This is a genomic window from Embleya sp. NPDC025285 (genome assembly GCF_055558835.1).
Genome location: NZ_JBVHLU010000001.1, coordinates 1 through 23,016, shown reverse-complemented (window position 1 = coordinate 23,016; position 23,016 = coordinate 1). Strand labels below are relative to the sequence as shown.

General features: G+C 72.4%; 19 protein-coding genes. 7 read left to right on the top strand and 12 right to left on the bottom strand.

Annotated elements, in window-relative coordinates; genetic code table 11:
* Positions 1-9: 9 nt before the first annotated feature.
* Together ACZ4FV_RS00095 and ACZ4FV_RS00090 are read right to left on the bottom strand one after the other, a co-directional pair.
* Complete coding sequence (locus tag ACZ4FV_RS00095) at positions 10-1,575, bottom strand: pyridoxal phosphate-dependent decarboxylase family protein (RefSeq protein WP_395869366.1); 1,566 nt, start codon at positions 1,573-1,575, stop codon at positions 10-12.
* Complete coding sequence (locus ACZ4FV_RS00090; protein ID WP_402229460.1) at positions 1,572-3,140, bottom strand: diaminobutyrate--2-oxoglutarate transaminase; 1,569 nt, start codon at positions 3,138-3,140, stop codon at positions 1,572-1,574. The genes ACZ4FV_RS00095 and ACZ4FV_RS00090 overlap by 4 nt, the downstream gene beginning before the upstream one ends.
* 211 nt (positions 3,141-3,351) lie before the next feature.
* Between ACZ4FV_RS00090 and ACZ4FV_RS00085 the strand changes: the two genes are divergently transcribed.
* Positions 3,352-4,434, top strand: a complete 1,083-nt coding sequence (locus ACZ4FV_RS00085; RefSeq protein ID WP_395869370.1) for a trypsin-like serine peptidase — start codon at positions 3,352-3,354, stop codon at positions 4,432-4,434.
* A gap of 101 nt (positions 4,435-4,535) precedes the next feature.
* Here ACZ4FV_RS00085 and hflX read toward each other — a convergent pair whose 3' ends face one another.
* The 6 genes from hflX to miaA form a co-directional block, all read right to left on the bottom strand.
* Positions 4,536-6,041: a GTPase HflX gene (gene hflX / locus ACZ4FV_RS00080; protein ID WP_395869372.1), complete on the bottom strand. Its 1,506-nt coding sequence runs from the start codon at positions 6,039-6,041 to the stop codon at positions 4,536-4,538.
* Positions 6,042-6,265: 224 nt separating this feature from the next.
* Positions 6,266-6,979 (bottom strand): DUF4097 family beta strand repeat-containing protein, encoded by a 714-nt coding sequence (locus tag ACZ4FV_RS00075; RefSeq protein ID WP_395869374.1) that lies wholly within the window; start codon positions 6,977-6,979, stop codon positions 6,266-6,268.
* Positions 6,980-7,203: 224 nt separating this feature from the next.
* The gene (locus ACZ4FV_RS00070) at positions 7,204-7,947 is read right to left on the bottom strand and encodes an SCO6745 family protein (protein WP_395869376.1); all 744 of its coding nucleotides are present in this window, start codon (positions 7,945-7,947) and stop codon (positions 7,204-7,206) included.
* Positions 7,948-8,058: 111 nt separating this feature from the next.
* Positions 8,059-8,913, bottom strand: a complete 855-nt coding sequence (gene dapF, locus ACZ4FV_RS00065) for a diaminopimelate epimerase (protein WP_402229464.1) — start codon at positions 8,911-8,913, stop codon at positions 8,059-8,061.
* A 128-nt stretch (positions 8,914-9,041) separates the two neighbouring features.
* Positions 9,042-10,829, bottom strand: a complete 1,788-nt coding sequence (ggt, locus tag ACZ4FV_RS00060; RefSeq protein ID WP_395869598.1) for a gamma-glutamyltransferase — start codon at positions 10,827-10,829, stop codon at positions 9,042-9,044.
* A 99-nt stretch (positions 10,830-10,928) separates the two neighbouring features.
* Positions 10,929-11,837: a tRNA (adenosine(37)-N6)-dimethylallyltransferase MiaA gene (gene miaA, locus ACZ4FV_RS00055; RefSeq protein ID WP_395869380.1), complete on the bottom strand. Its 909-nt coding sequence runs from the start codon at positions 11,835-11,837 to the stop codon at positions 10,929-10,931.
* Between the two features lie 233 nt (positions 11,838-12,070).
* On the opposite strand from miaA, the gene ACZ4FV_RS00050 reads away from it, so the two are divergent.
* Entirely contained in the window at positions 12,071-12,562 is a 492-nt protein-coding gene (locus tag ACZ4FV_RS00050) for an antitoxin (RefSeq protein WP_402229466.1), read from the top strand.
* A gap of 104 nt (positions 12,563-12,666) precedes the next feature.
* Here ACZ4FV_RS00050 and ACZ4FV_RS00045 read toward each other — a convergent pair whose 3' ends face one another.
* Positions 12,667-13,386 carry a class III extradiol ring-cleavage dioxygenase family protein gene (locus ACZ4FV_RS00045; RefSeq protein ID WP_395869383.1) on the bottom strand — a complete coding sequence of 240 codons (720 nt, stop codon included), beginning with the start codon at positions 13,384-13,386 and terminating at the stop codon, positions 12,667-12,669.
* Positions 13,387-13,447: 61 nt separating this feature from the next.
* Here ACZ4FV_RS00045 and ACZ4FV_RS00040 point away from each other — a divergent pair, with 61 nt between their 5' ends.
* On the top strand, positions 13,448-14,035 hold the full coding sequence (locus ACZ4FV_RS00040) for a histidine phosphatase family protein (RefSeq protein WP_395869385.1): 588 nt from the start codon (positions 13,448-13,450) through the stop codon (positions 14,033-14,035).
* 7 nt (positions 14,036-14,042) lie between these two features.
* Here ACZ4FV_RS00040 and miaB read toward each other — a convergent pair whose 3' ends face one another.
* Positions 14,043-15,521: a tRNA (N6-isopentenyl adenosine(37)-C2)-methylthiotransferase MiaB gene (gene miaB / locus ACZ4FV_RS00035; protein ID WP_395869387.1), complete on the bottom strand. Its 1,479-nt coding sequence runs from the start codon at positions 15,519-15,521 to the stop codon at positions 14,043-14,045.
* Between the two features lie 68 nt (positions 15,522-15,589).
* Between miaB and ACZ4FV_RS00030 the strand changes: the two genes are divergently transcribed.
* Positions 15,590-16,591, top strand: a complete 1,002-nt coding sequence (locus ACZ4FV_RS00030) for a TAXI family TRAP transporter solute-binding subunit (RefSeq protein ID WP_402229472.1) — start codon at positions 15,590-15,592, stop codon at positions 16,589-16,591.
* A gap of 211 nt (positions 16,592-16,802) precedes the next feature.
* Positions 16,803-18,719: a bifunctional serine/threonine-protein kinase/glutamate ABC transporter substrate-binding protein gene (locus tag ACZ4FV_RS00025; protein WP_465321453.1), complete on the top strand. Its 1,917-nt coding sequence runs from the start codon at positions 16,803-16,805 to the stop codon at positions 18,717-18,719.
* Between the two features lie 30 nt (positions 18,720-18,749).
* Here ACZ4FV_RS00025 and ACZ4FV_RS00020 read toward each other — a convergent pair whose 3' ends face one another.
* Positions 18,750-20,165, bottom strand: coding sequence for a sensor histidine kinase (locus tag ACZ4FV_RS00020; RefSeq protein ID WP_395869393.1), 1,416 nt, complete (start codon positions 20,163-20,165; stop codon positions 18,750-18,752).
* A 36-nt stretch (positions 20,166-20,201) separates the two neighbouring features.
* On the bottom strand, positions 20,202-20,879 hold the full coding sequence (locus tag ACZ4FV_RS00015; RefSeq protein ID WP_395869395.1) for a response regulator transcription factor: 678 nt from the start codon (positions 20,877-20,879) through the stop codon (positions 20,202-20,204).
* A 226-nt stretch (positions 20,880-21,105) separates the two neighbouring features.
* Between ACZ4FV_RS00015 and ACZ4FV_RS00010 the strand changes: the two genes are divergently transcribed.
* A complete protein-coding gene (locus ACZ4FV_RS00010; protein WP_395869600.1) occupies positions 21,106-21,882 on the top strand; it encodes an amino acid ABC transporter ATP-binding protein in 777 nt (258 codons plus the stop codon).
* Between the two features lie 136 nt (positions 21,883-22,018).
* Complete coding sequence (locus tag ACZ4FV_RS00005) at positions 22,019-22,969, top strand: glutamate ABC transporter substrate-binding protein (RefSeq protein WP_395869397.1); 951 nt, start codon at positions 22,019-22,021, stop codon at positions 22,967-22,969.
* Positions 22,970-23,016: the final 47 nt, after the last annotated feature.

Below are 23,016 nucleotides of genomic sequence, written 5' to 3'. Positions count from 1 at the left end.
GACGGAGCGTCAGCCCACCGGGGCGCTTTCCGCGCGCCCCGCCTCGACCACTGCCGCGAGCAGCGCCGCCAGGTCCGTGCCGGTGGTGTTCGGGTTGAGCAGGGTGAGCTTGAGCCGGATCGCGCCGGGCCCCTCGCCCAGTTCGGTACGGCCCACCACCGCCCGCCCCTCGTGCAGCAGCCGACGGCGCAGCGCCGCGTTGACCCGGTCCGCCTCGGCCCGGTCCGCGGGTCTGCGCCCGTCGTACCGGTCGGGGAGGTAGCGGAAGACCACCGAGGTGAGTACCGGCTCCGCGACCAGTTCCAGGCGCGGGTCGGCGCGAATCAACTCCGCCGCGTGCCGGGCCAGATCGTGGCAACGATCGACCAGCTCGCCCAGCCCCGAGCGGCCCAGCGCGCGCAGGGTGACCGCGATCTTGAACACGTCCGCGCGCCGCGTGGTGCGCGGCGAGTTGCCCAACAGGCTGAGGTAGCCGGCCTGTTCGTCGTCGTCCGGATTCAGGTACGCGGCGCGCTGTGCGAGCGGGCCCAGCAGCGCCGCGTCGCGCACCAGGAAGACCCCGGCGGCGATCGGCTGCCAGCCCAGCTTGTGCAGGTCCAGACCCACCGAGTGGGCCCGATCCAACCCGACCAGCAGCGGCGCGAGCCGGTCCGAGAACAGCGCGCCGCCGCCGTAGGCCGCGTCCACGTGCAGCCACGCGTGCAACTCGCGGGCCACCGAGGCGATCGCCGGCAGCGCCTCGATCGCACCCAGGTCGGTGGTGCCCGCGGTGGCCACGATCGCCGCGATCCGGTCGTTGCCCGCCAGCACCCGCCGACCGGCCGCGGCCAGCGCGTCCGGGTCCATCCGGTGGTCGGCGCCGGCCGGCACGGTGACCACGGCGTCCTCGCCCAGGCCCAGCAGGCCCGCGCAGCGGCGCACCGAGAAGTGCGCGGCCTGCGAGCACAGGATCCGCCGCCGGCCCACCCCGGGCCCGGCGGTGTCGCGCGCGAGCAGCAGACCCATCAGGTTGGCCTCGGTACCGCCGCTGGTGATCGTGCCGCCGGCCACGCCGGGGGTGAAGCCGACCAGGCCCGCGAGCGCGGCGACCACCTCGACCTCCAGAGCGCTCGCCGCCGGGGCCTGGTCCCACGAGTCGAGCGAGGGGTTGAGCGCGGCGGCGACCAGGTCCGCCGCCACCGCGACGGCCAACGGCGGGCAGTGCAGATGCCCCGCGCAGTGCGGATCGGCCGGATCGGCCGTACCCCACGCCAGCAGCGCGGACAACTCGCGCAGCGCGGCGGACTCGCCCACCCCGATCACCGGCAGCGGGCCCGGACCACCGCCGGCCGCCCCGCGTGCGGCCGCGAACGCCCCTGCCGCACCCGCACCCAACGCGCCCGGGCCCAGTACCCGGGCCACCTCGGCCGCGACCGCGCCCGGACCACCCGCCGGCAGCGGCCCGCCCCGCGCGCCCACCCCGGCCTCCAGCGCGGACAGCGCGACCTCGACCAGCGCCCGCAGCTCGTCGGCTCCGGTGACCCCGCCCGCGAGCGCGGCCCCGACCGGATGTCCGACGTGCCGCGCGCCGCTCACGCCGACCCCGATCCGGCCGCCGTGCCCGAGTGGCCGGAGCGGGCCGCCTCGATCGCGTCCGCCAGCCGCTCCAGCACCGCGTCCGCCTGCACGTCGGTCATCGTCAGCGGCGGCAGCAGCCGCACCACGCTGTCGTGACGCCCGCCCAGTTCCACGATCAGCCCCCGGGCCAGCGCCTCGCGCCGCACCCCGATCGCCAACCGCGGCGCCGCGGGACGGGCCCCGCACGCGTCCGGGGCGGCGTCCGGCTCGACGATCTCCACGCCGAGCATCAGGCCGCGTCCGCGCACCTCCCCGATCGCGGGCTGATCCGGCATCAGATCGCGCAGCGCGCCCGCGAGTCGGGCCCCCAGCAGGGCCGCACGCTCGTGCAGTCGGTGCTCGCGCACGAACGCGATCGTCGCGGTGCCTGCGGCCATCGCGAGCTGATTGCCGCGGAAGGTGCCCGCGTGCGCGCCGGGCCACCAGCGGTCCAACTCGGCGCGGTAGACCACCACCGCCAGCGGCAGGCTGCCGCCGATCGCCTTGGACACGACCATCACGTCCGGCACCACGCCGGCGTGGTCCACACCCCACATCGCGCCGGTGCGGCCCAGGCCGGTCTGGACCTCGTCCGCGATCAACGCGATCCCGCGCTCGGCCGTCAGCCGACGCATCTCGCGCAGCCAGCCGTCCGGCGCGGGCAGCACCCCGCCCTCGCCCTGGACCGGCTCCACGATCATCCCGGCGGCGGCCGGCACTCCGCCGCCCGGATCCGTCAGCAGCGTGCGCGCGTAGTGCGCGGCGATCCGCTCGCCCTCGGCGCCGCCGGTGCCGAACGGGCAGCGGTAGTCCTGCGGGAACGGCAGCCGTACGGTGTCGCCGGTGCCCGCACCGATCGCGTCGCGGATCGCGGTGTCGCCGCCGACCGCGAGCGCCCCCTCGGTCATCCCGTGGTAGGCGCCGGTGAACGCGACCACCCCGCGCCGCCCGGTCGCGGTGCGCACCAGTTTCAGCGCCGCCTCCACCGCGTCGGTGCCGGCCGGGCCGCAGAACTGGATCCGGGCGTCGCGCGCCAACTCCGGCGGCAGCGTGGCGAACAGTTCCTCGACGAAACGGTCCTTGACCGGCGTGGCCAGGTCCAGCACGTGCAGCGGTGCGCCCGTGTCCAACACGCCCCGGATCGCGGCGAGCACCACGGGATGGTTGTGGCCGAGCGCGAGCGTGCCGGCGCCGGAGAGGCAGTCCAGATAGCGCCGGCCGTCGGCCCCCTCGACGGTCATCCCGCGCGCCCGCACCGGCACGATCGGCAACGATCGCGCGTAGGTGCGGGCCGAGGACTCGCGGGCTGCCTGCCGGCGCAGGATGCCCGGCCCGTCGGCGACCGGCGTGCCGGAGCGCTGCCGACCGATCCGCCCGGCATCCGAGGGCACGGTGTCGGCATGAGCGGTGTCGGCGGGTGCGGTGTCGGCATGAGCAGTGTCGGCGGGCGTGGTGTCGGCAAGCGTGGTGTCGGCGGGCGGCGCGGGTGACGCCGGGTCCTCGGTACCGGAGCGGTCGTCCGGCCTGGTCAGGGCGGCGGTCATGACTGCGGCACCTCCACAAGGGCGATCGGAATTAGGTAAGGCTTACCTTTAAATTATGACGGAAGGCAAAACCATCATCACAACGAGTGACTATCGCCGGATCGACGGCCCCTGCTGAAACAACGACCGAACCGCCGCCCGATCACGGCCGGCGCGCCCTCCGATACTGTCGGGCGGTCGAATACGGGGGCGCACACGGGGAGGTAGGCGCTTGACGCGCGGCGTTCGCACGCTGTTCGTCACGCTGACGGTGGCGGTGTCGCTGCTGGTGACGGGCACCGTCATGGCACTGACACTGGACGGCGCCGGCAACGACGACGGCAATGACAGGGCGCCGGGGGCGCTCGCGGATCCGGGCGATCCCGCGCACTGGACCCCGGAACGCATGAGCCGGGCCAAACCCCGGGACCCCAAGAGCGACGAGGGCCCACCCGCACCCGCCGCGGCCCCCGAGGAGCCGGACCCGCAGGCCACCGGCGGCCCCCTGCCCGACGTGCTCGCCGAGGCCAAGCCACCGCCCGTACAGGCCCGACCGATCGCCCGCCCCTACACCGGCGAGGCCGGCACCGTCGCCGTCGGCAAACTCTTCTTCGAGGCCCCCGACGGCCCCTCGGTCTGCTCCGGCACCGTGGTCGCCGACCCCAAGCGCCCCGGCCGCAGCAACCTGGTCTGGACCGCCGGCCACTGCGTCCACGCCGGCCGCGGCGGCACCTGGTTCGCCAGCCTGCAATTCGTGCCCGCGTTCAACAGCAGCGGCCAGGCCACCCTGGCCAACCTCGGCAACCCCGGCCCGGTCGCGCCGTTCGGCCAGTGGCCGGCGACCTCGGTCGCCACCTCCGAGCAGTGGCGCGCGGGCGGCACCGGCTCCACCTCACCGGCCACCGCCCACGACTACGCGGTGGTCGAGGTCAAGAACCCCGACCGCGGCACGCGCAGCCTGGAGGAGGTGGTCGGCCGCGCCCTGCCGGTCTGGTTCGACGCCCCGCGCGACCTCCCCGCCGCCAGTGCGTACGGCTACCCCCAGGACGCCCCCTTCGACGGCCTGACCATGTTCGGCTGCACCCAGGCCCCGCGCCGGGTGACCGTCGACCCGAACGCGCCGCCGCTGCTGCGGATCGGCTGCACCATGACGGCCGGCGCCAGCGGCGGCGGTTGGTACGCCACCGCCCCCGACGGCACCCTGCGGCTGATCGGCAACAGCGCGCTCAGCGGCGCCGGACACACCTGGATCGCCGGCCCCTACCTGGGCCAGGAGGCCCGCCGCATGCTGGAGGATCTGGGCGGCAAACGCTGAACGGACCACCGCACCCCGCGCCACAGCCGCACCCGGACACGACGAAGGCCCGGGCCACACACCGATGTCGGTGTGCGACCCGGGCCCGAAGGCTCCGAGGATCAGCGCTTGGCGACCACGAACCGCTCCAGCTCGGCCGCGAGTTGCCGGCCCACCCGGGCGTGCAGCCAGGTCCCCTCCTCGCGGTGCTCGGTGGCCAGCAGCTCACCGCTGCCGTGCACCTTGGCGACCAGATCGCCGCGCTCGTACGGCACGACCACCTCGACCTCCACGTCCGGACGCGGCAGTTCCTCGTCGATCAGCGCGAGCAGCTCGTCCATGCCCTGCCCGGTCCGGGCGGACACCACGATCGCGTGCTTCTCCCGACGCAACAGCCGCGCGAGCACCTCCGGATCGGCCGCGTCGGCCTTGTTCACCACCACGATCTCACGCACCTTGTGCGCCTCGACCTCGGTGAACACCTCGCGTACGGCCGCCAGTTGGGCCTCCGGCGTGGGGTCGGAGCCGTCCACCACGTGCAGGATCAGGTCCGCGTCGGCGACCTCCTCCAGGGTGGACCGGAACGCCTCGACCAACTGATGCGGCAGATGCCGCACGAAGCCGACCGTGTCCGCCAGCGTGTACCCGCGACCGCTGGGCGTCTCGGCCCGGCGCACCGTCGGATCCAGCGTGGCGAACAGCGCGTTCTCCACCAGCACGCCCGCACCGGTCAACCGGTTCAGGATCGAGGACTTGCCGGCGTTGGTGTAACCCGCGATGGCCACCGACGGGATGGCGTTGCGACGCCGCTCCTGCCGCTTGGTGTCCCGGGCCTTCTTCATGTCCGCGATCTCGCGGCGCATCTTGGCCATCTTCTCCCGGATGCGCCGACGATCGGTCTCGATCTTCGTCTCACCGGGACCACGCGTGGCCATCCCGCCACCGCCGCCGCCACCCATCTGGCGCGACAGCGAGGCACCCCAGCCGCGCAGGCGCGGCAGCATGTACTGCATCTGCGCCAGCGAGACCTGGGCCTTGCCCTCTCGGGACTTGGCGTGCTGCGCGAAGATGTCCAGGATCAGCGCCGTGCGGTCCACGACCTTGACCTTGACCACGTCTTCGAGCTGGATGAGCTGACCCGGGGTCAGCTCACCGTCGCAGACCACGGTGTCCGCGCCCGTGGCGATCACCACGTCGCGCAGTTCCCTTGCCTTTCCGGACCCGATGTAGGTCGCCGGGTCCGGCTTGTCACGGCGCTGGATCAGTCCGTCCAGCACCTGCGAGCCCGCGGTTTCCGCGAGCGCCGCGAGTTCCTTGAGCGAGTATTCGGCGTCGGCCGCGGTCCCGTCGGTCCAGACCCCGACGAGCACGACCCGTTCCAGGCGAAGCTGCCGGTATTCGACCTCGGTGACATCGGTCAGCTCCGTGGAGAGACCGGCGATTCGGCGGAGCGCGCTGCGCTCCTCGCGGTCGAACTGGTCGCCGTCGTAGTCGAGCGGACCGACCCCGACGTCATCGCCCGTTCCGAATCCGTCGAAGGCCGCTCCGTCGTCGAAGCCGTCGGCGTCGTCGAATGGGGGAGTCGAGTCCGTGTCGTCGTGTCCGGCGCGGTGTGAGCGAGAAGTCATATCGTCCTGTTCAACGTAGTCGGCGGGCCGCTCCATTCCCCGGGGCGGCCGTCACGATGGTCCCACGGCGGCCACCGCACGGGCATCCGGGTTTTCGGCCGGTTCGTCACGCGACATCCGCGAACCCGGCCGGCTCCGGCCCGCCAGAGCCGCGGCCGCGCCCCGGGCGCCCACTCGAGGCACCCTCTCGGATCCGCCATGCGGGTCCACCGCGCGCCGCGACCTCACGAGGTGAGCAGTCGCGCCTGGCCCGCGTCGGTGTGCACCTTGATCTTGTGCTGCGACTGGTCGTTGCGCGAGACCTTCACGTCGGTGTCGCCGAGGGTGGTGGACACGTCCGCCGCGTACTGCTGCCCGCCCGGGACACGCACCGTGGCCCGGCCCGCGTTGGTCTTGGCGTCCACGTCGGTGGGCGGCTTGGTGAAGGTCAGGTCGATCGACCCGGCGCTGGTCTGCGCGGTCACCTTCGCCGAGGTGACCCCCTCGCCGTCGATCTTGCCCGCGCTGGTGTGCAGGTTGAGCGTCCCGGTCACATCGCGCAGGGTCACGTTGCCGGCGTCGGTGCGGATGTCGAGCGCGGCGCCCCCGCGCGGGATGGTCACCTCGTACGCCACGAAGCAGGCCTTCTTGTTCGCGCAGTCGTAGTCCAGGACCAGTTGGCCGTTGCCGTCCACGTTGTGCGTGGTCGTCGGGGCCGTCTTGTCGTAATGCTGTTTCTCCGTCACCTTGACCGTCTTGACGTCGGCCTCGGTCACCTTGACGTTGCCCGCGTTGCTGTCCACCTTGATGGAGCGCACGTTCTGCGTGACGTCGTAGGACGTGGTCTTCTTCTCCGCCTCGTGGTCGTCGGTGTCCACGTTGAATTCGCACGCGGTGAGCACCAGCGGGAGCGCGACCAGCGGGGCCAACAGGGTCAGTCGGCGGGTGCGGGCAGACATGGAATCTCCTTGGGTCGGGGCGGGGTGCGCCGCCCGAACGCACGACCACTCCCCCGCTTTCCTGGTACCTCCCAGGCTAGGAATACCCGCCTCGTCCCGCGTCGGTCCGGCGTCGGGTAAGGCGGGTCCTTCCCTGGCAGGAGAGAGCCCCGAGGCGCTCCACCTCCAGGAAGGACCCGCCTAGGGGTTCTCCCGGACCCCGGTACCGGGACCCACCGCCCGCGTCAGTGCGCCAGGCGCGCGCCCAGGGCCGGCTCGAGGGCGGCGAAATCGGCCGCCTCGGCCTCGTCCAGGACCGCGTAGCCCGCCGCCACCAGCTCGTCCGTGAGCTCCTCCGCGGCCTCCCGCCGGGCCCTCAGCTCGGCCGTGACCTCGGGAAACGGCTTCCGGTGCCCGTAGAACTCCAGATACGGGCTTGCCTCGGCCGCCTGGGCCTCCACCGGTGCGAGACGATGCGCGGCCAAGGCCAGGATGTGCAGCCCGCCGCGGTGCTCGCGCAGCGTCTGGAGGTTCTGCGCGAGCGCGGCGGGCGCGTCATCCGGAAGAGGTACACCGCGCCAGGCCGAATAGAGCGGAGCCAGCCCACCCAGATCGTTGGCCCGCACGATCCGGGTGGTGATCGCGGCGAGTCGCTCCACCTCGGGCAGGTCGGCCAAGTGCTCGCGACCCCAAGCGCGCACGCAGTCCGCGTACAGCTCGCCGATCCGCGCGGGCGGCGCGACCTTACGGCCCGCCTCCCACAGTGGGATCAGGGTCTCGGCGGTGAAATGGTGGAAGGCGCGCACCACCGTCTCGTCGTCCGCGTCACCGAGCACCCCGCCGCGACCGGTGATGTACAGGGTCACGCCGTCCAGGCCCAACTCCGCGCCGCGCGCCACCGTGTTCGGCGCGAAGAAGAAGGCCCCGCCCGCCTGCACCGTCTTCTTCACCGCGCGGGTGGTGGCGCGTGCCGTGTCCAAGCTGCTCATGTCGGTGTCTCCCCATGACGGTATTGCTTGACCAGGTCATGCAAGACCTATCACGGGGCGCCGGGCGTGCACAGGTGCCCGATGGCGCCGGCGACATCGCCGGCCCGGATGTCACAACCGGGCGAGGTCGACCCGCCCCTCGGCGACGATCACGGCCGGGCCGGTCATCTCGATATGGCCGTCCACCCGCTCGGTGATCACCAGCCGACCACCGGGCACGTCCACCGTGTAGGTGACCGGCTCACCGGTGACGGCCGGCTCCGCACCGTCCGCCCGCGCCGCGGCGACCATCACCGCACACGCCCCGGTCCCACACGAGCGGGTCTCCCCGGATCCGCGCTCGTGCACCCGCATCGCCACGTGCCCCGGTCCCCGACGCACCACGAACTCGACGTTGACCCCTTCGGGGTAGGCCCCTTCCGGGGATACCGCGGGCGCCGTGTGGAGCGGGCCCGCCTGGGCCAGGTCCTCGACGAACACCACGGCGTGCGGGTTGCCCATGTCGACGTTGGTCGCGGGCCGCACCCGCCCCTCGACGTCCACCCCGATGCCCCCGGAGCCGGGCAGCCGGGCCACGCCCATGTCGACGGTGACCGCGCCCTCGCTCGGTACGGTGACCACCTTGATCCCACCGCGGGTGGCCACCCGCAACTCGCCCGCCTCGGCCAGGCCGCGCTCGACCAGGTGCCGGGCGAACACCCGCACGCCGTTTCCGCACATCTGCGCGATCGACCCGTCGCTGTTGCGGTAGTCCATGAACCACTCGGCCTCGCCCGCCAGATGCTCGGCGGCCGGGTCCTTCGCCGCGCGCACCACGCGCAGCACGCCGTCGGCGCCGATGCCCGCGCGCCGATCGCACAGCGCGACGACCTGCTCGGCGGTCAGGTCCAGCTCGCCGTCCGCGTCCGGCACGATCACGAAGTCGTTCTCGGTGCCGTGGCCCTTGAAGAAGTGCAGAGTGCTCACCGCACCATCCTAGGCCGTGACCGCGAACGCCCCCGGCGGGTTTCCACCGGGGGCGCTCGGGCGTGGGAAGGGGGCGGGTCGGCGAGATTGAGGCCCGTTATCGAATGCCTCCCGCCCATCGGGCCCGATCAGTCGGGCCGGACCACACCCGCCGCGCCACCACCCCTGCGGGTCGGTTCCGCCACCGCCTGGACCCGGCCGCCCGGGAGGAACTCCAGTGCCGCGGCGGCGCCGATCTCCGGATTGGCCTTGAGCACGTGCCCGCGTTGCTCCAGGGCCGTGCGCAGCGAAGCCGGCACCCCGGGTTCGACTTCGGTGGCCGCTCCGTTGCGCTGGGACAGGCGCGGCGCGGCGACCGCCTGCGGCAGGGACAGCCCGCGGTCCAGCCGCCCGGTCAGCACCTGGAGCACGGTGGTGATGATGGTCGCGCCGCCGGGCGAGCCGACGGCGATGAACGGCCGACCGTCGCGGAGCACGATCGTCGGCGACATGCTGCTGCGCGGGCGCTTGCCCGGCGCGGGCAGGTTGGGGTCGAACACGCCGGGGGTGAGCGGCGCGAAGTTGAAGTCCGTCAGTTCGTTGTTGAGCAGGAAGCCGCGCCCGGGCACGGTGATCGCGCTGCCGCCGGTCTGCTCGATGGTCAGCGTGTAGGACACCACGTTGCCCCAGCGGTCGGCGGTGACCAGATGGGTCGTGGACAGCCCCTCGATCGGCTCGGCCGCCTCGGGCGTGCCGGTGGGCCGGCAGCTCCGGTCGTACGGCGCGGTGGGATCACCCGGCGGGACCGGGCTCACCGCGGCGTGGTCGGGGTCGATCAGGCACGCGCGCTCCCGGGCGTAGCCGTCCGCGAGCAGGCCCCGGAGCGGTACGTCCACGAAGGCCGGGTCGCCGACGTAGCGGTTGCGGTCGGCGAAGGCGAGGCGGGACGCCTCCAGGTAGTGGTGCGTCGCGACGACCTCGTCCTGCCGGCGCGGGTCGGTGGTCTCCAGCATGTTGAGCGCCTCGCCCACGGTGGATCCGCCCGACGAGGACGGCGCCATGCCGTAGACGTCCAGCCCGCGGAAGTCGACACGGGTGGGCCGCTGGTCCAGGACCCGGTAGCGGGCGAGGTCACCGGTCTCGATCAGGCCGGGCCGGAAGACCCGGTCCGCGCCGGGCGCCATCGGTGGTTGTTGGGCGGTGCGCACCACCTCGCGACCGAGCCCGCCCCGATACAGCCAGTCCACGCCGTTGCGGCCGAGCTGCTCGTAGGTCCGGGCCAGGTCCGGGTTGCGGAAGACGCTGCCCACGACGGGCGGCTGTCCGTTCGGCAGGAACAGCTTCGCGGTCGGGGCGATGTCGTCGAACCGACTCGCGTTCGCCGCGGTCTGGTCGTGGAAGGTCTGGTCGACCACGAACCCGCGCTCGGCCAGTGCCCGGGCGGGCTCCAGGGCCGCGCGCAGGTTGGTGGTGCCCCACTTGCGCAGCGCGGTGTTCCAGGTCTGCGGGGTTCCGGGCACACCCACCGAGAGCCCCGAGTTGACCCCCTGGTCGAAGGGGATCGGCAGCCCGGTGGCCGGGTCGAGGAACGCGCCCTCGCCCATCCGCGCGGGTGCCGTCTCCCGGCCGTCCAGGGTGCGCACGGTGCGGCTGCGGGCGTCGTAGTAGACGAAGTAGCCACCGCCGCCGATCCCCGACGAGTACGGCTCGGTGACGCCGAGCGCGGCGGCCGTGGCCACCGCGGCGTCCACCGCGTTGCCGCCGCGGCGCAGCACGTCCAGACCGATCCGGGTGGCGTCGGGGTCGACGCTGGAGACCGCACCGCCCCATCCCGTGGCCACCGGCTGCTTGGCCGGCGGGCCGCCCGACTCACCGGGGTGCGCGGACGCCACTCCCGGAATGGTCAACGCGAGCCCCAGCGCCGTACCCAGCGCCATGGCGCGACGAACAGAGCGGATCACGACCGCCTCCCCCGAGCAGGTTTGGGTGTGCCACGGACCCCCCACCGTGCCACGTGGGCCCCACCCGCAACACCCCTACGCGGGTCGGATCACCCGTTCGAGTGCGGCGTCCAGCAGATCGGCCCGAGAGTGCTCCAGCCATTCGATCCGGGGATCGCGCCGGAACCAGGTGTCCTGCCTGCGGGCGAACCGGCGGGTGGTGCGCACGGTGTCCTCGCGGGCCTCCTCGTCGGTGCACTCGCCCGCGAGCAGCCGCAGCACCTGCGCGTAGCCCAGCGCGCGCGACGCGGTCCGGCCCTCGCGCAGACCGGCCCTCTCCAACTCGCGCACCTCCTCGACCAGACCCGCGGCCCACATCCGGTCCACCCGCGTGGTGATCCGCTCGTCCAGCACCGGGCGGGGCACGTCCACCCCGATCTGCACGCTGTCGTAGAACGAGCGGTGGGTGGGCAGCGTGGCGGTGAACGGCCGCCCGGTGAGCTCGATGACCTCCAGCGCGCGCACGATCCGTCGGGCGTTGCCGGGCAGGATCGCGGCGGCGGCGGGCGGATCGGCCGCGGCGAGGCGCTCGTGCAGCGGACCGGGGCCCACCCGTTCGGCCTCGGCCTCCAGCCGGGCCCGGATCGCGGGGTCGGTGCCGGGGAACTCCAGGTCGTCCAGCACCGCGCGCACGTACAGCCCCGAGCCGCCGACCAGGACGGGTGTCCTGCCGCGCGCCAGCAGGTCCTCGACCAGCACCCGCGCGTCGCGCTGGTACTCGGCCACGCTGGCGGAGACGGTCACGTCCCACACGTCGAGCAGGTGGTGCGGGACGCCTTCGCGCTCGGCGACGGACAGTTTGGCGGTGCCGATGTCCATGCCCTTGTAGAGCTGCATGGAATCGGTGTTGATCACCTCCCCGTCCAGCGCACGGGCCAAGGCGACCCCCAGATCGGACTTTCCGGCCGCAGTGGGACCGACGACGGCGATGACACGGGGACTCACCCCCCAAGTCTGCCGGATCACCGCCCCCGGTCGTGCCGGGCGCGGCCCCGGGTCGCCGCCGCCACGCGTGCCGTCGCTCGTTGCGGTACGGCCGCCCGCGTGGTCGTGACCGGCACCGTTCGCTCTCGTTGATCTCCCGCGACCCATGTACTCCGGGCGGCTCGGCGCGACGTCACCCGCGTTGCCGCCGAAATGCACGACAACGACCACAGACATACGGTCTAGGAGAAATTGTGAGTGTTTTCGACTGGTTCAAGCGGCGTCCGAGCACGTCGGAGGAAAGCGGCTCGTGCTGCTCGCACAACGCGGCGGGCACGGACACCGCCACGCTGGTCGAGGACCGGCCCGCGACGCCGGCATCGCCCGCCGCCGAGGCCGAACCGGTCGAGGCGACGGCCACGACGCCCGCTCCCCGGACCCCCGGGGACGCGGCCGGTGAACCGGTCGAGGCGGGCGTATCCGAGGAGGAGCAGGACATGGGTGTCTTCGACAACATCAAGGCCAAGGCCGAGGGTCTGCTGGGTCAGCACGGCGACAAGGCCGACAAGGGCGTCGACAAGGCCGCCGAGATCGCCGATCGAAAGACCGGCGGCAAGCACACCGACAAGATCCAGGGCGCCTCGGGCAAGGCCAAGGAGGCACTGGGCAAGGCCGGCGGCGGCGCGCCCGACGCGACCACCGAGGCGACGCCCGAGAGCCGGCCCCCGGCGGGACCCGGCGCCTGAGTCGCCGGCGGGCGGTGGTCACCGGATCCCGGTGACCACCGCCCGTCGTCGTGTCCGGGCCGCACGGCCGCCGCCGTCGTCGTCGTCGGAGCGCAAGCGCGCGGTCAGGACCAGAGCGCCACGAAGTAGCCGACGCCGTAGGGCGCCTCGGCATGGAGCAGCCGGCCGTGCCGCCCCGGGCCCGCCGCGCCGGCCAGCACCTGGAGCGCGGGCCGACCCGCCACCCACAGTTCCCGTGCGAGGGCCGGGTCCAACTCCGCGAGCGCCACCTGGTCGGCCGCCTCGAGCGCCGCGCCGAGCGCGAGGTCGTACGGCTCGGCGCGCGCGTCGAAGTAGCCGGGGGCCTTCTCGGTCCGGCACGCGGATCCGTCCGCCACCACCAGGAGCGCGACCCGATCGGCGCCCGCGACCAGTTCGGCGCCCCGGGCCGCACAGCGCGCGGGCTCGGCGTCCGCGGCGATCTCCGCGCCGGTCACCGGGCTCGGCGCGGTCCCCGACGCGATCCGCTCGGCGGCCCACGGGGAGCGGCCGAGCAGCCACGCGCCGACGGTCAGCGCGGGCGACAGGCGGGCCGCGGCGCCCGCTCCCAGCGTCACCTCCAGGTCGACCCCGTACCGCGCGAACGAGCCGGTCCCGCCGGCCTCCAGCGTCGCGTCCGCCTCGCCCGCGCCGAGCACGATCAGCCGGTCGGGTGCCGCCTCGGCCAGCGCGGCCAGGGCCTGATCACACGCGGCGCGCAGGCCGTCCAGCTCGGCTACGGCCCCGCGGGCCAGCTCGGGCACGATCATCGGGGGGCACGGGACTACCGCGGCGGCTACGAGCATTCAGGGAGAGTACTAAGCGCTCGCCGCGACGCCTCTCGGAGCGCGTGATGGGATGGATCACATGCCAGAACTGATGTTGGTGCGACACGGTGAGACCGAGTGGAGCAGGTCCGGGCGGCACACGGGGCTGACCGACATCCCGCTGACCCCGGAGGGCGAGGCCCAGGCGAAGGCGGTCGCGGACCTGCTCGCCGGGCACACCTTCTCGCTCGCCCTGACCAGCCCACTCGTCCGGGCCCGACACACCGCGGAACTCGCCGGGATCACCGGCGCGGAGGTCGAGCCGGACCTGGTCGAGTGGGACTACGGCGGCTACGAGGGCATCACCACGAACGAGATCCGCGAGCGTGTGCCGGGCTGGTTCCTGTGGCGGGACGGGGTGCCCCCCGGCGACGCGGAGCACCCGGGCGAGTCGATCGCCGACGTGGGCCGCCGGGTGGACCGGGTGCTGGCGCGGGTGCGTCCGGTGCTCGAGGGCGGCGAGGACGCGGTGCTCGTCGCGCACGGCCACCTGCTCCGCGTGCTCACCGCGCGCTGGCTTGGTCTGCCGCCGCAGGACGGCCGGCTCTTCAAACTGGAGACCGCCCGGCTGTCCACGCTCGGCTACGAGCGCGAACAGCCGGTCCTGCTCGGGTGGAACGTGACCTGAGCGGAGTTCAGTCGCAACAGGCGACCGCGGTCGGTGCGGCCTCGACCGCGGGTGCGCCGATCTGCGGCATGCCGAGCAGTACGCCGGCCTTGGCCGCGGGGGCCGCGTTGCGCCGCTCCCACGCGTCGCCCGCGGGGGTGCGCCGGATCGCCAGGGTCGGCTTCTCCGCGAGCAGGTGGTGCGGCGCGGCGTAGGTGATCTCGACCGAGACCATGTCGCCCGGTCGCACGCCTTCGGCGGGGCGCTCGAAGTGCACGAGGCGGTTGTCCGGGGCCCGCCCGGACAACCGCGCGGTGTCGTGATCCTTGCGCCCCTCGCCCTCGGCGACCAGCACCTCCAGGGTGCGGCCGACCTGGGCGCGGTTCTCCGCCCAGGAGATCTCCTCCTGGAGCGCGAGCAGTCGCTGGTAGCGCTCGGTCACGACCTCCTTGGGCACCTGGCCGTCCATCGTGGCGGCCGGCGTGCCGGGGCGCTTGGAGTACTGGAACGTGAACGCGGCGGCGAACCGGGCCTCGCGCACGGTGTGCAGGGTCTGCTCGAAGTCCTCGTCGGTCTCGCCGGGGAAGCCCACGATGATGTCGGTGGAGATCGCCGCGTCCGGCATCGCCGCGCGCACCCGCTCGATGATCCCGAGGTAGCGGTCCTGCCGGTAGGAGCGGCGCATCGCGCGCAACATCGCGTCCGAGCCGGACTGCAGCGGCATGTGCAACTGGTGCATCACGTTCGGCGTCTCGGCCATCGCCGCGATCACGTCGTCGGTGAAGTCGCGCGGGTGCGGCGAGGTGAAGCGCACCCGCTCCAGGCCCTGGATCCGTCCGCACGAGCGGAGCAGCTTGGAGAACGCCTCGCGGTCGCCCATGTCCGAGCCGTACGCGTTCACGTTCTGGCCGAGCAGGGTGACCTCGATCACGCCCTCGCCGACCAGCGTCTCGATCTCGGCGAGCACGTCGCCGGGGCGGCGGTCCTTCTCCTTGCCGCGCAGCGCGGGCACGATGCAGAACGTGCAGGTGTTGTTGCAGCCCACCGAGATGGCCACCCACGCCGCGTACGCCGACTCGCGTCGGGTGGGCAGCGTGGAGGGGAAGACGTCGAGCGACTCCAGGATCTCGACCTGGGCCTCCTGCTCGATCCGGGCCCGCTCCAGGAGCACCGGCAGCGAGCCCACGTTGTGCGTGCCGAAGACCACGTCCACCCACGGCGCCTTGCGCACGATGGTGTCCCGGTCCTTCTGCGCGAGGCAGCCGCCGACCGCGATCTGCATGCCGGGGCGTTCGGCCTTCGCGGGCGCGAGGTGGCCCAGGTTCCCGTACAGCTTGTTGTCCGCGTTCTCGCGGACGGCGCACGTGTTGAAGACGACCACGTCGGCCGGCTCCCCCTTGGGCGCGCGGACGTAACCCGCGTCCTCCAGCAGACCGGACAGTCGCTCGGAGTCGTGGACGTTCATCTGGCACCCGTAGGTGCGGACCTCATAGCTTCGCGCAGTCATAACACCCGACAGGGTACGGGGTTTGCCTCCTGGCGTGTGTGGGCGTCCGCCATGGCAAACTCGCCGCCGTGCCCTCCTTGTCGTTCCTCCCCGTTTCCGTGCGCGACGCCTGCGCGCGCCGGCCCCGCCTGGTCCGGGCCGGGCTGGCCACGCTCGTGCTGCTGTGCGTGCTCGGGGGCTACGCGGTGCTCTCGACGGACGAGCGGCCGACCCCGGGCGGGCCGGTCTCGTTGGCCACCGGGGTGCCGACCGGGGTGTACCACCGCTACGGCGAACTGTTGCGGCCTCGGCTGTCCGCGGACCTCAAGGTGCGGGTCGCGGTGAACTCCAGCGGGGGGTCGGTGGAGAACCTGCGCCGGGTGGTCGACGGCGTCGACACGTTCGGCATCGCCACCTCGGACGCGGTGGCCGACCTGGGGCCTGCCGAGCGGGACGGGTTGCGCGCGGTGGCCCGGTTGTACGACGACTACGTGCAACTGGTGGTGCCCGCCGATTCGCCGGTGCAGCGGATCACCGACCTGCGCGGGCGCCGGGTGGTGGTCGGGCTGCCCGGATCCGGGGTGGAGTTGATCACCCGCCGGCTGCTGAGCGAGGTGGGCATGAGCGACATGGAGCACGCCATCACGCCGGTCCGGATCGGCATCGGCGAGGCCACCCAACGGTTGCGCGACGGCACGGTGGACGCGTTCTTCTGGTCCGGCGGGCTGCCCACCGGGGCGGTCTCCGACCTGGCCGGGCACTGGTCGGTGCGGCTGGTGCAACTCGGCGACCTCGCGGGCAAACTGCGCGATCGCTATGGGCCGGTGTACCGCGAGGCGGTGGTGCCCGCGGACGCCTATCCCGGTGGCACCGAGACGCCGACCATCGCGGTGCCGAACCTGTTGGTCACCCGGGCGTCGCAGGATTCGGTGCTGATCAGGCGGGTGACCGAGACGGTGATGGAGAACCGGGAGGCGATCGGACGCGAGGTGCACGCCGCGCAGTTGGTCGACCCCCGGACCGCGATCTTCACCGATCCGCTGCCGCTGCACGCCGGCGCCCAGCGCTGGTACCGATCGGTGAAACCCTGATCGGACAGATCGTGATGCCCAGGGCGTCGCGCGAAGCGGTCCCGATGGCACATGCTGGGTTCGTGTCATGGTGTTCGGGACCGACATCTACGCTCTGAGCTTGAAGGCCAGACCGTGCGCGGTCCCCGAACCGACGCTGTGAGCCGACCGGGGGGAAGGCCGCAATCATGGTCAGGGAGGCCCGCTTGCTCGGGAGGAGGGTGCGACCGCGGTGTCCGAGGGGGAGATCGGCCGAATACTGAACAATCGTTACCGCCTGAGCCGCAGTCTCGGCCGAGGCGGTATGGGCGAGGTCTGGCTGGCCGTGGACACCGCCCTCGGCCGCGAGGTCGCGGTCAAGGAACTGCTGCTGCCGAAGTCCCTGGACGCCGGGTCGCAGCGGTCCTGGCTGGAGCGCAGCAAACGCGAGGCGATCGCCGCGGCCCGCATCCGCCACGAGAACGTGGTGACGGTGCACGACGTCTTCGAAGAGGACGGTTTGCCGTGGATCGTCATGGAATTGGTGATTTCGCGCTCACTGGCCGACGTGATCCGCGCGGAGGGTCGACTCGACCACGCCGAGGCGGCCCGGATCGGTCTGGACGTGCTGCGGGCACTGCGGGCCGCGCACGCCAAGGGCGTGCTGCACCGTGACGTGAAGCCGGCGAACGTGCTCCTGGGCATGGACGGCCGGGTGGTGCTCACCGACTTCGGCATCGCCACCTTCGCCGACGCGCCGCAGGTCACCCAGTTCGGCGAACTGCTGGGCACCCCCGGCTATCTCGCGCCCGAGCGCGCGGAGCACTTCGCCCGGGCCCGGCCCAGTGTGCTCACCGACGACGCGTCGGGCGAGCACACACTCGCCGACCATCCGGACGCGCTGGATCCGGCGTCCGACCTGTGGTCGCTGGGCGCGACGCTGTACGAGATGGTCGAGGGTCTCGCGCCGTTTCGTCGGGCCTCTCCCGTGGAGGTCGTGGACGCGGTGGTCAACGCGCCGCCCGCGCCGCCCCGGCACGCGGGTCCGCTGGAGCCGGTGATCATGGGCCTGTTGCGCAAGGACCCGACCCGACGCCTGGACGCCAAGGAGACCGACGCGCTGCTGACCCGGGTCGTGCAGGACTCGGTACCGGTGACCTGGGGCGGCGACCCGCTGCCCCGGCGCGCGGTCGAGGAGTGGGACGAGGGCACCGAGGCGACCTACGCGGGCGGGCCGCCGACCGACGAGCCGGCCCCGCGCCGCCTCGGCCGCGCCCGGTGGTGGCGGCGCACCCGGATCGCGCTGCCCGCCGCGCTGGCCTTCCTGCTGGTCGCGGTGGGCGCGTCCTGGCTCGCGGTGGAGAACAACCGGGCCGAGGGCGGCACACACGCGCCCGACCCGTTCGCCGATCTGCGCGAGAAATCGCCCACCTACCGGGCGATGGAGGCCCGGGGGCGGATCATCGTCGGGGTCAAGCCGGACCAGCCGGGGTGGAGCGTGCGCACCGGCGATCAGGCGTATCAGGGCTTCGACGACGACGTCGCCCGGATGATCGCGGACGACCTCGGGTTCAAGGACCGCGTCACGTTCATGGACGTGGAGACGCAGAACCGCGAGTACCGGATCACCAGCGGGCAGGTCGACCTGGTCGTGGCCAGTTACACGATCAACGCGGCCCGGTCGCAGAAGGTCTCGTTCGCCGGGCCGTACTTCATCGCGGGCCAGGACTTCCTGGTCCGCACGGACGAGCCGGGCGTCGACGGTCCCGAGGACCTCGCGGACAGCGCGGTGTGCGTGGTGCGCGAGTCGACGTCGGCCGTCCGCATCCGCAGCGAGTTCCCGACCATGAAGGTCCAGGAGCGCGGCAAGTACTCCGAGTGCGTGGACGAGTTGCTGGCCAAGAACGTGCGCGGGGTCAGCACCGACGACGCGATCCTGTCCGGTTTCGTCGCCCAGCACCCGGGCACGCTGCGCATCCTGGGCCGGCCGTTCTCGGACGAGCCGTACGGCGTGGGGCTGAGCAAGGGCGACGTCGCACTCGCGGAGGCGGTGTGCGGGGCGCTGAACCGGCACATCGCCAACGGTGACTGGCAGCGCGCCTACGACGTGCGACTGCGTCCGCTGGGCCTGCCGCAGCCGCGCGCGCCGCAGTGCCGGGTGGCCGAATAGCGCGGGTGTGTCGGCCGCGGCCGGCGGCGCTCAGTCGGCCCTGGGCACGATCAGCGTGACGGTCAGCCCTCCGCCTTCGCGCGCGGCGAAGTCGATCGTGCCGCCGCTCGCGCCCAGCAGCGTGCGGGCGATCGACAGGCCCAGGCCCGAGCCGTCCACGTTCTGGTGCCGCGGGCTGCGCCAGAACCGGTCGCCCACCCGGCGCAGTTCCTCGAAGGTCAGTCCCGGACCGCGGTCGCTGACCCGGATCTCCACGCGACTGCCCACCGCCGAGCACGCGACGGTGATCGTGGTGTCCTCGGGCGCGAACTTGAGCGCGTTGTCCAGGATGGCGTCCAGCGCGCTGCCCAGGGTGACCGGGTCCACGTTGCCGGTCAGCGCGAGCGGGCCCTCCTGCTCGAACCGACGACCGCGCGAACGGGCCAGCGTCTGCCACGCGTCGACCCGCTCGTGCACCAGGGCCGCGACGTCCACGGCCCGGGCGGACGGGCGCGCGTTCTCGGCCAGCGCCAACTCCAGCAGTTCGTCCAGGACGTGGGTGAGCCGGCGGCCCTCGTCGCGCACCCCGTCCAGCGTCTCGCCGTGGCCGGGCGGCAGCGACAGGCCCAGTTCCTCGATCCGCAGCAGCAGCGCGGACAACGGGTTGCGCAGTTGGTGCGAGGCGTCCGCGGCGAACGCCCGCTGCTGGTCCACGACCGTCTCCACGTGGTCCGCCATCTCGTTGAACGACCTTGCCAGGCGCCGGAGTTCGGGTGGTCCCTGGGCGCCGGCCACGCGGGCCCCGAGCCGGCCGGTGGCGATCTCGTGGGTCACCGAGTCGAGCACCCGGACCGGGCGCAGCACCCATCCGGTGAGTCGGGTCGCCAGCAGCAGCGCGGCGAGCACCGCGACCACCTCTCCGGCGAACAGAATCAGCCACACCCGCTGGATCTTCGAGCGCATCCGACCGGTCGGCGAGTCGGTGAGCACGACCGCGACCACGTCGCCCCGGTGGATCACCGGGACCGCGACCACGATGCGATCGCGCTGCCAGGGCCACACCTGTCCGGGGTCGTCGCTGCGTCGCCCGGCCAGCGCCTCGGTGAACGCGGGCGAGCGCGGGTCGATCCGAAATCCCGGACGTGACACGGCGATCGGCTGACCGCGCCGGTCGAACGCGCCCACCCGGATGCCGTAGACGGCCTCGTAGCGCTCCAATTCGGAGCGCAGCATGTCCAGGTCGGCGGCGTCCGGACCGGGCCGCGCCCCGCCGTCGGTCTGCGCGCGCACGGTGTCGGAGACCACGGTCAACTGGGTGTCCGAAACGAAGCGGGTGAGATCGTCCACCCGGTCCCGGATCAGCTCCTGCTGATGGGCGGACGCGCGGGAGATCGCCAACGGGATGCCGAGCGCGATCAGCACTGCGGTCATCAGGGCGAGGAGCAACGCGAGCAGGCGGGTGCGCACAGGAACCGGTGACGATCCTTCGGGAAGCCGGTGGGATCAGGCTTCGGGGACGACACGGTAGCCCACGCCGCGCACCGTCTCGACGATCGCGGGATTGCCGAGCTTGGACCGCAGCGACGCGACGTGCACTTCCAGGGTGCGGTTGTTGCCCGCCCAGCTCGTGTGCCAGACCTCGCTGATGATCTGCTCACGCCGGAACACCACGCCCGGGCGCTGGGCCAGCAGCGCGAGCAGGTCGAACTCCTTGCGGGTGAGCACCACGTCGATGCCGCCGACGGTGACCCGCCGGGTGGCCGGGTCCAGTTCGATGCCGCCGGGCCCCTTGGCGGCCGGAGCACTCTCCGCGGCCGGCGCGTCACTGCGCGTGCGTCTGCTCACCGCGTGTATTCGGGCCAGCAGTTCGCCGATGTCGTAGGGCTTGGTGACGTAGTCGTCGGCACCCAGGTTCAGGCCGTGTATCCGGGACCGGATGTCCGCACGCGCGGTGACCATGATCACCGGGACGTCGCACAGCCGCCGGATCCGGCTGCACACCTCGAATCCGTCGTGGTCGGGCAACGACAGATCGAGCAGCACCACGTCGGGGACGTCGTCGATCGCGGCGAGGGCTTCCTCGCCGGTGGTGGCGTGCCGCACGGTGAAGCCGTGCCGACCCAGGACCGCGCGTAGCGGCGCGGCGACACGCAGATCATCCTCGACGAGCAGGAGGCGCACGTGGTTCCTCACATCTGACGGTCCGTTACCGACTCTTGACCTCAAGACAAGCTCAAGTGCACTGACTCGGGGGGTGCTGCCTGCCCTAGTGTCACGCACCACCCGGCGTCGCCGGGAGACTCTCGAACCCACCTGCCACCCGGTCGCGCAAAAAGATACGGGACGACTCTGGACGGAGCCCGCCATCGTGACGACGGATGCCTCTGACATCGCACCGAAGCCGCCGGTGCTCGCCAAGAGCGACACCACCAAGGACGCCCACCCCGGCGAGCCCCTCGTCGTGTTGGAGAACGTCAACAAGCACTTCGGCGCCCTGCACGTGTTGCAGGACATCGACCTGACGATCCACAAGGGCGAGGTCGTCGTCGTCATCGGCCCGTCCGGATCGGGCAAGTCGACTCTGTGCCGCACGATCAACCGCCTCGAGGCGATCGACGGCGGCCGGATCACCATCGACGGGAACCTGCTCCCGCAGGAGGGCCGCGAACTCGCCCGGCTGCGCTCGGACGTCGGCATGGTGTTCCAGTCGTTCAACCTGTTCGCGCACAAGACGGTGCTACAGAACGTGACGCTCGGTCCACTCAAGGTGCGCCGGGAGAAGGCCGACGTGGTCACCCGTCGGGCGCACGAACTGCTGGACCGGGTCGGCGTGGGCAGTCAGGCGGACAAGTACCCGGCGCAACTCTCCGGTGGTCAGCAGCAGCGCGTCGCGATCGCCCGCGCGCTGGCCATGGAGCCCAAGGTGATGCTCTTCGACGAGCCCACCTCGGCGCTCGACCCGGAGATGATCAACGAGGTCCTCGAGGTCATGCGCGACCTGGCCCGCGAGGGCATGACGATGGTCGTGGTGACCCACGAGATGGGCTTCGCGCGCTCCGCCGCGAACCGGGTGATCTTCATGGCGGACGGCCGCATCGTCGAGGAGAACACGCCCGAGGAGTTCTTCAGCAACCCGCGCAGCGACCGTGCTCGGGACTTCCTCTCCAAGATCCTGCATCACTGAGTCCGTCCCGCCTCCCCGAGTCGCATCGGGCGCCTTCGGCGCGCCCGGTCCGATCGGCGGCACGACTCGCGCTTCGCCCCACGAGTTTCTGTTGTCCTCAGGCCTGTTTCGCCTCATTCACGCAAGGACGTTGATCATGAAGATGCGCTCATCCGTGGCCGTCGCCGGCATCGCCGTGCTCGCCCTGTTCGGTACCGCGTGCGGCAAGGACGGTTCGCCGGAGGCCAAGACGCCGGGCGGCACCACCGGTGGTTCGCAGGGCGCGCCCGGCGCTCCCGGAGCCTCCAAGCCCGAGCTGCCCACCTACACGCCCAAGACGGACGTCGCGCTCACCGGCTCGAAGACCTTCGACAACGCCAAGAAGCGCGGCAAGCTGGTCGTCGGCGCCAAGGAGGACCAGCCCTTCCTCGGCTCCAAGGACCCGGCCACCGGCAAGTACTCCGGCTTCGACATCGAGATCGCCAAGATGATCGCGGCCGACCTGGGCTTCGGCCCGGACAAGATCGAGTTCAAGGCCATCGCGTCGACCAACCGTGAGAACGCGCTGGTCAACGGTGACATCGACTACTACGTCGGCACCTACAGCATCACCGACAAGCGCAAGGAGCAGGTGTCCTTCGCCGGTCCGTACTACATCGCCGGCCAGTCCCTCCTGGTCCGCAAGAACGAGACCGCGATCACCGGCAAGGACACCATCAAGGGCAAGACGGTGTGCTCCGCGAAGGGCTCCACGCCGCTGCAGAACCTGCAGACCAAGTTCCCCGACACCACCACCCGGGTGTTCGACACGTACTCGCTGTGTGTCGAGAGCCTGCTGTCGAACCAGGTCGACGCGGTCTCCACGGACGACGCGATCCTCAAGGGCTACGCGGCCAAGGACCCGGGCGCGCTCAAGGTGGTCGGTGAGCCGTTCACCACCGAGAACTACGGCGTCGGCCTGAACAAGGACGACGCGGTGTTCCGCAACGCGGTCAGCGACGCCATCGAGGCACACGAGAAGAGCGGCGACTGGAAGAAGGCGTACGACGCCACGCTCGGCCTGTCCGGCTCCGCCGCCCCGGCCATTCCGGCGCTCGTCCGCTACTGACCGTCGATCGTCGCGCGCCGACCGGTCCCGGCTCCCCCGGGACCGGT